This is a genomic window from Streptomyces sp. NPDC000151 (genome assembly GCF_040301705.1).
GTDB lineage: Bacteria > Actinomycetota > Actinomycetes > Streptomycetales > Streptomycetaceae > Streptomyces.
Genome location: NZ_JBEPFC010000205.1, coordinates 1 through 10,184, shown reverse-complemented (window position 1 = coordinate 10,184; position 10,184 = coordinate 1). Strand labels below are relative to the sequence as shown.

Annotated in this window: 9 protein-coding genes; 5 read left to right on the top strand and 4 right to left on the bottom strand. The window is 71.9% G+C overall.

Annotation, left to right across the window (positions count from 1 at the left end; translation table 11 throughout):
* Positions 1-7 precede the first annotated feature (7 nt).
* From ABT381_RS33180 to ABT381_RS33165, 4 genes are all read left to right on the top strand, one after another.
* Positions 8-994: a TraR/DksA family transcriptional regulator gene (locus ABT381_RS33180; protein WP_502965735.1), complete on the top strand. Its 987-nt coding sequence runs from the start codon at positions 8-10 to the stop codon at positions 992-994.
* A gap of 221 nt (positions 995-1,215) precedes the next feature.
* A complete protein-coding gene (gene lspA, locus ABT381_RS33175) occupies positions 1,216-1,821 on the top strand; it encodes a signal peptidase II (protein ID WP_351600909.1) in 606 nt (201 codons plus the stop codon).
* Between the two features lie 93 nt (positions 1,822-1,914).
* On the top strand, positions 1,915-2,856 hold the full coding sequence (locus ABT381_RS33170; RefSeq protein ID WP_351600907.1) for an RluA family pseudouridine synthase: 942 nt from the start codon (positions 1,915-1,917) through the stop codon (positions 2,854-2,856).
* Between the two features lie 144 nt (positions 2,857-3,000).
* Positions 3,001-4,575 (top strand): Na+/H+ antiporter, encoded by a 1,575-nt coding sequence (locus ABT381_RS33165; protein ID WP_467754636.1) that lies wholly within the window; start codon positions 3,001-3,003, stop codon positions 4,573-4,575.
* A 16-nt stretch (positions 4,576-4,591) separates the two neighbouring features.
* Here ABT381_RS33165 and ABT381_RS33160 read toward each other — a convergent pair whose 3' ends face one another.
* Positions 4,592-5,668 (bottom strand): mechanosensitive ion channel family protein, encoded by a 1,077-nt coding sequence (locus ABT381_RS33160; protein ID WP_351600915.1) that lies wholly within the window; start codon positions 5,666-5,668, stop codon positions 4,592-4,594.
* 94 nt (positions 5,669-5,762) lie between these two features.
* On the opposite strand from ABT381_RS33160, the gene ABT381_RS33155 reads away from it, so the two are divergent.
* A complete protein-coding gene (locus tag ABT381_RS33155; RefSeq protein ID WP_467754627.1) occupies positions 5,763-6,353 on the top strand; it encodes a dienelactone hydrolase family protein in 591 nt (196 codons plus the stop codon).
* A gap of 58 nt (positions 6,354-6,411) precedes the next feature.
* Here the strand turns inward: ABT381_RS33155 and ABT381_RS33150 are convergent, their stop codons facing one another.
* The 3 genes from ABT381_RS33150 to ABT381_RS33140 all read right to left on the bottom strand — a co-directional run bounded on the left by ABT381_RS33150 (position 6,412) and on the right by ABT381_RS33140 (position 9,974).
* Complete coding sequence (locus ABT381_RS33150) at positions 6,412-8,049, bottom strand: alkaline phosphatase D family protein (protein WP_351600902.1); 1,638 nt, start codon at positions 8,047-8,049, stop codon at positions 6,412-6,414.
* 117 nt (positions 8,050-8,166) lie between these two features.
* Positions 8,167-9,012 (bottom strand): thioredoxin domain-containing protein, encoded by an 846-nt coding sequence (locus ABT381_RS33145; RefSeq protein ID WP_351600899.1) that lies wholly within the window; start codon positions 9,010-9,012, stop codon positions 8,167-8,169.
* A 128-nt stretch (positions 9,013-9,140) separates the two neighbouring features.
* On the bottom strand, positions 9,141-9,974 hold the full coding sequence (locus tag ABT381_RS33140) for a thioredoxin domain-containing protein (protein WP_351600896.1): 834 nt from the start codon (positions 9,972-9,974) through the stop codon (positions 9,141-9,143).
* Between the last annotated feature and the right edge of the window lie 210 nt (positions 9,975-10,184).

The window sequence follows — 10,184 nt, the reverse complement described above, 5'->3', positions numbered from 1 at the left end:
CGACCCCGTGACGGGCCGGCGGGACGTGGCGGCCCGGGTCGGCGGCGCGCCCCTCGGGCCGGCCGGGGCAGGGCACAGCTCCGGGACGAAGCCGCCCGCCAAGAAGACGGCGAAGAAGGCCGCGGCGAAGAAGACGGCGACCGGGAACGCGCCGGTGGGGGAGGACGCGGCGGAGGACGCCGCGGCCGAGGAGGCCGCGACGGGGCACGCGCCCGCGGAGACGGCGCCCGACGACACCGGGACCGACAGAACCGCGACCGGGAATCCGCCTCCCAAGGAGAGTGCGCACAAGAAGACCACGGGCAGGAAGGCCGCGGCCAAGAAGGCGCCGGCCAAGAGAGCCCCGGCCGGGAGGGCCACGGCGGAGCAGGCGTCCGCCGGGGACACCGGCGCGGAGGGAACGACGGCCGGTACGGCCGCCGGCAGGAGCACGGCCAGGAAGGCTGCACCGCCAAAAGAGGCGGTGCCCGCGAAGAAGACGGGAGCCAAGACGGTGGTGGCGAAGAAGACTCCGGGCGGGGCACCGGCCGCTGCGGTGGACGACAGCGAGCAGACGGCCGCCGCGACGGCCCTGCCCAAGGCGCGTACCGGCCCGGCGACCGCCGCCGAGCTGCCCGTACGGCCGGGCGAGGAGCCGTGGTCGGAGGCCGAGGTCGACGAGGCCCGTTCGATGCTGCGGGACGAGGAGGACCGGCTGCGCAACGAGATCCGGTCCTCCGAGGACGCCATCGCGGGCCTGATGCGGGACTCCGGCGACGGCGCGGGCGACGAGGCCGACACGGGTACGAAGAACATCACCCGCGAGCACGAGATGGCGCTGGCCTCGAACGCGCGCGAGATGCTGCTGCAGACCGAACGGGCGCTGGAGCGGCTGGACGCGGGCACGTACGGGCTCTGCGAGAACTGCGGCAAGCCGATCGGCAAGGCCCGTATGCAGGCGTTCCCCCGGGCCACGCTCTGCGTGGAGTGCAAGCAGAAGACCGAGCGCCGTTAGGGACGGAGCCCCTGGTTCACCGGTTTGCGCCTTCCCGCGGGGCAGCTTCTGTCCCGTGGGCGGGTGCGGCGCCGTACTGGCTGGGCGCGCAGTTCCCCGCGCCCCTTACGGGGCGCGCTCTCATCGGGGCGCGCCCTCATCGGGGTCAGACGTGTGCCGTACCCTCGGAGCTCAGCCAGGCGGGGGCCTGGCCGCGGACACGACGGGCTGAGGACTCACACGTGGCAGAGGCGGAGCGCATCACCGGTACGCCGGGCACCGGACCGGAGCCCGGGCAGGGGGACGGCGGGGAAGCCGCGGGGCAGGGCGCGGCGGAGGCAGGCGCGACGGCCGCGCCGCGCGGGCGGCGGCGGATCGGCGCGCTGCTGCTCGTCGCGCTGATCGTGTACCTCCTGGACCTGGGCAGCAAGCTGCTGGTGGTGGCCAAGCTGGAGCACCACGAGCCGGTTCAGGTGATCGGCACGCTGCTGCAGTTCGAGGTGATCCGCAACCGCGGCGCCGCCTTCAGCATGGGCGAGGCGCTGACCATCTTCCTGACGCTGATCGCCGCGGCGGTGATCGTGGTGATCTTCCGGATCGCCCGCAAGCTCTACAGCCTGCCCTGGGCCCTCGCGCTCGGCCTGCTGCTCGGCGGCGCCTTCGGCAACCTCACCGACCGGCTCTTCCGCTCGCCCGGCGTCTTCCAGGGCGCGGTGGTCGACTTCATCGCCCCCGCGCACTTCGCGGTCTTCAACCTCGCCGACTCCGGGATCGTGTGCGGCGGCATCCTGATCGTGCTGCTCTCCTTCCGCGGCCTGGACCCGGACGGCACCCTCCACAAGGACTGACCGGAGGCCGGGCTCGGGGCCGGATCAAGGGCCGCACCAGGGGCCGTACGGGACCCGGGCGGGAGCACGCGTCACGACTGCCATACTCGTGGGGTGAGCACGATTCCCGAGATCCGCACCCTGCCCGTACCGGACGGCCTGGAGGGCGAGCGCGTAGACGCCGCGCTGGCCCGCATCTTCGGCTTCTCCCGTACGAAGGCCGCCGAGCTGGCCGCTGCCGGAAAGGTCCGGGTCGACGGGGCCGAGGTGATGAAGTCCGAGCGGGTGCACGGCGGCGCCTGGCTGGAAGTCGAGATGCCCCAGGCCCCCGCCCCCGTGGAGATCGTCGCCGAGCCCGTCGAGGGCATGGAGATCGTCCATGACGACGACGACATCGTGGTGATCATGAAGCCGGTCGGCGTCGCCGCGCACCCCAGCCCCGGCTGGACCGGCACCACCGTCATCGGCGGCCTGGCCGCCGCCGGGTACCGCATCTCGACCTCCGGCGCCGCCGAGCGCCAGGGCGTCGTGCACCGCCTGGACGTCGGCACCTCCGGCCTGATGGTCGTGGCCAAGTCCGAGCGGGCGTACACCTCCCTGAAGCGGCAGTTCAAGGAGCGCGTCCCCGAGAAGCGGTACAACGCCCTCGTCCAGGGCCACCCCGACCCGCTCAGCGGCACGATCGACGCCCCGATCGGCCGCCACCCGCAGCACGACTACAAGTGGGCCGTGACCGCCGACGGCAAGCCGTCCGTCACGCACTACGACCTCGTCGAGGCGTTCCGCGCGGCCAGCCTGCTGGACATCAAGCTGGAGACCGGCCGCACGCATCAGATCCGCGTGCACATGTCCGCGCACCGCCACCCCTGCGTCGGCGACCTCACCTACGGCGCCGACCCCACGCTCGCCAAGCGCCTCGGCCTCACCCGGCAGTGGCTGCACGCCGTACGCCTCGGCTTCGAGCACCCGTCGGACGGCCGCTGGGTGGAGTTCGAGAGCAGCTACCCGGAGGACCTGCAGCGCGCCCTGGACCGGGTGCGCGCCGAGAGCGCCTGAGGCCGGCGGGCGGCTCCGTAGGCCCGGGCGGCCGCCACCGGAGGAGCCGCCGACGGGCGTTTTCCGGACTTCATGGCAGGCTTGATCAGTGATCGACTGATTTCGAAGCTCCGGAGCGTGCCTGCCGTGGACCAGCTGGCCCTGATGTTCGTCCTGCTGCTCGGGGCCGTGGTCATGGTCCCGCTCGGTGACCGGCTGGGGCTGCCCTCACCGGTGCTGATGACGCTCGCGGGCGCCGTGCTGGCCCTGCTGCCGTTCGTACCGAACGTCCACGTGCCGCCGGAGTACATCCTCCCGCTGCTGCTGCCACCGCTGCTGTACGCGGCGGTGCAGCGCACGTCCTGGCGGCAGTTCACCGCCAACATCAGACCGATCTTCCTGCTCGCGGTGGCGCTGGTGTTCGCGACCACCGCGGCCGTCGCCGCCGTCGCGCACAGCGTCGTCCCCGGCCTGCCGGTGGCCGCCGCCGTCGTACTGGGCGCGCTGGTCGCGCCGCCGGACCCGGTCGCCGCGACCGCCGTCGCCGGCAAGCTCGGGCTGCCCCGCCGACTGGTGTCGATCCTGGAGGGCGAGGGGCTGTTCAACGACGTCACCGCCATCGTGCTGTACCACGTGGCGCTGGCCGCCGCGGTCTCCGGCACCTTCTCGGCGCCGGCCGCGGTCGGCATGCTGGTGCTCTCCGCCGTCGTGGCCATAGCGGTCGGCGTGGTGCTCGGCTGGCTGGCCAACAAGCTGATGGACGTGGTCGACGACGCCACCCTCCAGGTCGGCCTGTCGCTGCTGGTGCCGTTCGTGGCGTACGTCCTCGCCGAGGAGCTGCACGGCTCCGGCGTGCTCTCGGTGCTCACCGCCGCGCTCTTCCTCGCGCACTACGCCGCCGACGCCGACGACGTGATGGGCCGGCTCGCCGGGCACACCTTCTGGGAGGTCGTCGACACCCTCGTCACGGGCGTCGCCTTCGGCCTGATCGGCCTGGAGCTGCACAACATCTTCGGCACCGCCGCAGGCCGCTGGCAGCAGCTGCTGGGCGCCTGCGCCGCCGTCATCGGCGTCGTCGTGGGCCTGCGGCTGCTGTGGCTGCTGCCCGCCGCGTGGCTGGCCAAGCGGATGCACCGGCACCGCATCGCGGAGGAGATCCCCACCAGCTGGCGGGAGACCATCGTGATGTGGTGGTCGGGGATGCGCGGGGTGGCCTCGGTGGCGCTGGCGCTGGCCATCCCGTACGAGATCGACGGCGGCAAGGCGTTCCCCGCCCGCGACGAAATGCTCTTCATCGCCTTCGCGGTGGTACTGGCCACCCTCGTCGTGCAGGGCCTGACGCTGCCCTTCCTGGTCAAGAAGCTGGGGGTGCGGGCCGACTCGGACGCCGAGGACGCGCTGGAGCGCGAGCTGGCGGTCCGGGTGGTCAAGGCGTCCCGGCAGCGGCTGAAGGAGGTGCTGGCCGAGGAGGAGCTGTCCGACGAGGTTGTCGAGCGGCTGTCCCGGAGCACGTACGAGATGGGCGCCCGCATCTCGCCGGACATCGTGGACGACGAGCGGCGCGAGGGCTACGACAAGCGCATCGCGCGCGTGAAGAAGGTCCAGCGCATCCAGGGCGAGCTGCTCTCGGCCGCGCGCCACGAAGTGCTCTCCGCACGCAGCGAGCCCGGCTCGGACCCGGAGGTCGTCGACCGGGTGCTGCGCCACCTGGACGTGCGCAGCCTGCGCACGCCCTCCTGAGAGCCTTGCCGAAACGCTACTTCTCCAGGGAGGGCCGGGGCCGCGGCGCGTGCTCCAGGTCGGGAGCCGGGGCGGTCGCGATGCGCGGGAGCGCGTACGGGTGCGCGTCCCGCAGCCACGTGATCATCTGCTCGCGCACCTCGCAGCGCACCGTCCAGATCGCGTCCGCGTCCCGGGCGGTCACCAGCGCCCGCACCTCGATCGTGGTGGGCGTGGTGTCGGTGACCACCAGGGTCTGCGCCCGGCCGTCCCAGGCGTCGGAGTTCTTCAGGATCTCCTGCAGCTTCTCGCGCATCTCCTCGACCGGCGCGCTGTGGTCGAGCTGGAAGAAGACGGTGCCGGTCATCTGCGCGCCGCCGCGCGACCAGTTCTCGAACGGATTGCTGGTGAAGTACGAGACCGGCATGGTGATCCGGCGCTCGTCCCAGGTCCGTACGGTCAGGAAGGTGAGGGTGATCTCCTCGACCGTGCCCCACTCGCCGTCCACCACGACCGTGTCGCCGATCCGCACCATGTCGCCGAAGGCGATCTGCAGGCCCGCGAAGAGGTTGCCGAGCGTGGACTGCGCGGCGACACCGGCGACGATGCCCAGCACGCCGGCCGAGGCCAGCATCGAGGTGCCGACCGCGCGCATCTCCGGGAACGTCAGCAGCATCGCGGCGACCGCGACGACCGTGACCACCGCGGTGACCACCCGCTGGATCAGCGTGACCTGCGTACGGACCCGGCGGACCCGCGCGGCGTCCCGGGCGCCCGCCGCGTACCGCGAGTACGAGGACTCCACGATCGCCGCCGAGACCCGCATCGCCAGCCAGGCGGTGGCCGCGATCAGGACGAGGGAGAGCAGCTGCCCGATGCCGGCGCTGTGCGCGTCGATGATCGCGAGCTTGGTCCGGTCGAAGGTCCCGCGCAACAGTGCCGTCAAGAGCACCACTTGGAGCGGTATCCGGCAGCGCCGCAGCAGCCCCCACAGCGGGGTGTCCGGGCGCGCGGCGTCGGCCCGGCGCATCGCCAGGTCCGCCGCCCACCCCAGGGCGAGCGTCAGGGCGACCGAGCCGCCCACGACGATCAGCGGACGCAGTACGTCCTCCATGGACACGTGATTCCTCCTGGTCGGGGTCCGCTTCCTGTCGACCGTAACTGGCACGATGGAAGGAGTGCGATCCATCGACAGGGAAGTGAAACCAGTGACCGGCTCTGCGGCGACTCAAACCGTCATTCTGTTCCATTCTGTGTACGGGCTGCGGCCGGCTGTACAGGCGGGCGCCGAGCGGCTGCGCGCCGCCGGTCACGAAGTGATCGTTCCCGACCTGTTCGACGGGCGCACCGCCGACACCATCGAGGACGGCATCGCGATCAAGGACGAGATCGGCAAGGACGAGCTGCTGCGGCGCGCGGTGGTGGCGGCGGCCCCGTACTCCGAGCGCGGCGTGGTCTACGCGGGCCTGTCCTTCGGCGGCTCCGTCGCGCAGACCCTGGCGCTGGGCGACGCGAAGGCGCGCGGGCTGCTGCTGATGCACGGCACGTCCGACATCGCCGACGACGCCTCCGTGGACGAGCTGCCGGTCCAGCTGCACGTCGCCGACCCCGACCCGTTCGAGCCGCACGACTGGCTGAACGCCTGGTATCTGCGCATGCAGCGGGCCGGCGCCGACGTGGAGATCTACCGCTACGCCGGGGCCGGGCACCTCTTCACCGACGACGGGCTGCCCGACCACGACAAGGAGGCCGCCGAGAGCGCCTGGAAGGTCGGACTGGGCTTCCTCGCCGACCTGTAGCCGCGGACCTGTAGCCGCCGGCCGCCGGGCGCGGGCCCGGCGGCCGCAGGGGTCCCGCTCAGATCACCGGCCCGTCGGCCCGCTCCACGCGCTGGGTGCCGCTGAGCGTGCGGTACGAGCGCACGAGCGAGGCCGTGGCGTTCCGGTCGGCCTTGTCGGAGACGGCGAAGTAGTCCATCTGCGTCCGCTCCGCCGTGACGTCCAGGACGCCGTAGCCGTGGCTGTCCATGTCCAGCCACTTCACGTGCCGGTTGGCGGCGCGGATGGCCGCGGCGGCGGGCAGCGACACCGTGTGCGGGGCGACGTGCAGGGTGTCGTCCAGGTTGTCGGAGGTGACCGAGGTGACGACGAACTCGGTGGCCACCGGATCCTGCCCCGGGTACGTCGCGGCCTTGAGCGGCACGTCGTTGGCCCACGCCATGTGGATGTCGCCGGTCAGGAAGACGGTGTTGCCGATGGACCGGTCGCTGAGGTGCGACAGCAGCTCGCGCCGGTCATCGGTGTAGCCGTCCCACTGGTCGGTGTTGACGGCCAGCCCCTCCTTGGGCATGCCCAGCACCTCGGCGAGCGGCCCCAGCAGGTGTGCGGGCACGGACCCGAAGGCCACCTGCGAGATCATCACGGAGGTGCCGACCAGCCGCCAGGCCGCCGCCGAGCGTTCCAGCCCCGCCTTCAGCCAGTCCAGCTGGGCGCGCCCGGTGATCGTGCGGCCCGGGTCGTCGGCCCGGCCGCTGCCGATCGGCGGCTGTTCGTCCCGGAAGCTGCGCAGGTCCAGCAGGTGCAGGTCGGCGAGCGTGCCGAACTGCAGGCGGCGGTAGGTGGTGCCGGCGGTGGAGGGGCGTACCGGCATCCACTCGAAGTACGCCTGCTTGGCCGCGGCCATCCGCGCCGCCCAGTCGCCCTCGGTGTCCGGCGTGTGGTTGTACGCGCCGCCCTTCCAGGCGTTGTCGGCGAACTCGTGGTCGTCCCACATCGCGATCACCGGGTGCGTGGCGTGCATGATCTGCGCGTCCGGGTCGGTCTTGTGGACGCCGTGCCGGATCCGGTAGTCGGCGAGGGTGAGCAGCTCGTGACCGGGGGAGTGCGGGCGCACCACGTACTTCGGCGCCGGGTACTCGCCGGTCTTGTACTCGTAGAGGTAGTCGCCGAGGTGCAGTACCGCGTCCAGTTCGGTGCGGGCGGCGAGGTGGCGGTACGGCGAGAAATAGCCGGACTCCCAGTTGGCGCAGGAGACCACGCCGAAGCGGACGTTGGCGGCCGAGCTGCCCGCGGCGGGCGCGGTGCGGGTGCGGCCCACGGGGGAGTGGACGCCGAGCGCGGTGAAGCGGAACCAGTAGGTGGTGGCGGGCGAAAGTCCCCGTACGTCCGCCTTGACGGTGTGGTCGGTGGCCGCCGAGGCGGTCGCGGTTCCCCGCGCGACCACCTTGGCGAAGCCCTTGTCGGCGGCCACCTGCCAGCGCACCTCGGTGGCCGGGCCCTTGCCCGAGCCGGGCAGCGCGTCGGCGCCGGGGGTGACGCGGGTCCACAGCAGGACGCCGTCGGGCAGCGGGTCGCCGGAGGCGACGCCGTGCTGGAAGGGGGCCGCGGCGGCGGGCTCGGCGGCGCGCGCGGTGGCGGCGCCGAAGGGCAGCAGGGCGGCGGTCGTGGCTACGGCCGTGACGGCAGTACGGCGCGAGATCTGGTCATGATCGGTCACGGCCGATCACCCTACTGGCTGGTAAGTGGTCTGAGGGGTACGGATTCCATCGAATCCGTGAACCCGTACCCCGATCACCGCACCCGCGCCGTCACTTCTCCGGACGGGCGGCCGCCGTCACTTCTTCGCCGGGCCGAACTCCCCGTCGATCATCTTCTTGAAGTTGGCCTGCGCGAGCTTGTTGTACTGCGCCTGCGTCATCTGCTGCTGCGGGATCTGCGCCATCTCCAGCTTCTTGTCCCCGTGCATGAAGGTCGGCGTGCCCTTGACGTTCTTGCGGCCGAACAGCCCGGCCATCTCCATCGCCCAGCGGTCGTACGTGCCGCCCTTCACCGCCTGCGCGAACTTCTTGTCGCCCTTGAGCTCGGGCACCTGCTCCGCGACCTTCAGCAGCGCGGAGTCCTTGGCGTAGGTGTCCACGCTTTCCTCGGGGTGGTTCTTCACCGAGTACAGCGCCTCCTTGTAGTGGAGGAACGCCTCGGGGCTCTTGTCCAGCGCGGCGCCCAGCGCGCTCAGCGCGTTCTTGGAGCCCTCGCCGCCGCCCATGTCGTCGATGAACGCGTACATCGTGAAGCGGACCTTGTAGCGGCCGTCCGCGATGTCCTTCAGGAGGACCTTGCCGGTGGACTGTTCGAAGGCCGCGCACGCCGGGCAGCGGACGTCCTCGAACACCTCCAGGGTGTCCTTGGCCTTCTTGTCGCCGATGAGGATCTCGGTGCCGTTCTTGCCCTGCGTGTGCGCGGGCTCGACCAGCTTCGCCTCCTTGGCGGCGTCCCAGCCGGTGGGCTCGTTGGCCTTCATGACGCCGTAGCCGATGCCGCCGGCGATCACCAGGACGCCGAGCACGCCGCCGCCGACGGCGAGCTGGCGGCGGAGTTTCGCGCGCTTCTTCTCCCGCTCCCGCTCGGCACGTATGCGCTCACGGGCGGCGGACTTGGCGGCCTGGCTGTTGCGGTTGCTCATTCGGTCCCCTCCATGGCCGGGAGTCTGCCACGGTGGCCGGCCGCCGCGGGGTCAAGATTCGGCAACAGCCGGCGGGCGGACGGATCATGTACCGCCCGTGCGCCCGCCGGCCGTCGCCGCCGCTTCCGCTACTTCTTCAGGCTCTTCGCGACCAGCGAGTTGAACGCGTCGACCGTGGACGGGGCGCTCTGCCCGTCGGCGGACAGCAGCTTGCCGTTCAGCTTCAGGGTGGGCGTGCTCCGCACGTCCTTGGCCTTGTTGAACGCGTCCGACATGGTCAGCGCCCAGCGGTCGTACGTGCCGTCCTTGAGGTGCTTCTGGAACGTCTTGTCGTTCTTCAGCTCCGGCACGGTGTTCGCGACCTTGATCAGGTACGCGTCGTCGGCGAACTTGTCCGGGCCGGTCTCCTCCGGGTGGTACTTCTTCGAGTACAGCGCCAGCTTGTAGTGGAGGAACGCCTCGGGGCTCTTGTCCAGCGCGGCGCCCAGCGCGCTCAGCGCGTTCTTGGAGCCGGTGCCCTGGAGGTTGTCGTCCAGGAACGTGCCCAGGTGGTACGAGGCGTTGTACTTGCCGTCCGCGATGTCCTTCTCGACCGTCGCGCCGACGTTCTGCTCGAAGTTGGCGCAGCCGGGGCAGCGCGGGTCCTCGTAGAGATCGAGGGTGTTCTTGGCGCCCTTCTCGCCGATCGTGACGGTCGTGCCGTCGGCGCCGGAGGTGTGGGCCGGCTTGACCAGCTTGGCGTCCTTGGCCTTGGCCCAGGTGTCCTCGGGGCTGCCGTCGCCGCCGCCGCCGGACTTGGCCACGGCCAGCCCGATGCCGCCGGCGATGGCCAGCACCACGACGATCGCGCCGCCGACCGTCAGCTGACGGCGCACCTTGTCCTTCTTGGCCTGCCGCTCGCGCTCGGCGCGCAGCCGCTCACGGGCTGCCTGCTTGTTCGCCTGGCTGTTGCGGTTGCTCATGATCGTGTCGCTCCAGGGGTCTGCTGGTGCCGGGGCGGCGCCGGATGCGGCGTCCTGCGCCCCGCACGGGGGTACGGAAGGGGACCGGTGACTCGCGGGCTCGCGGGCTCGCGGCTCAGGCCGCGAGGGAGCAGGCAGGCGGTCCCCGGCGTACGACGCAGTGCACGAGCAGGGGGGTGCTGCGGGCGGGCCCGGTGGCCGGCGCGGGGC

Coding starts and splice junctions, on each gene's coding strand:
- ABT381_RS33145 (WP_351600899.1), bottom strand. CDS start 9,012: ATGAGCAACCGCAACAGCCAGGCCGCCAAGTCCGCCGCCCGTGAGCGC.
- ABT381_RS33165 (WP_467754636.1), top strand. CDS start 3,001: ATGTTCGTCCTGCTGCTCGGGGCCGTGGTCATGGTCCCGCTCGGTGAC.
- ABT381_RS33160 (WP_351600915.1), bottom strand. CDS start 5,668: ATGGAGGACGTACTGCGTCCGCTGATCGTCGTGGGCGGCTCGGTCGCC.
- ABT381_RS33140 (WP_351600896.1), bottom strand. CDS start 9,974: ATGAGCAACCGCAACAGCCAGGCGAACAAGCAGGCAGCCCGTGAGCGG.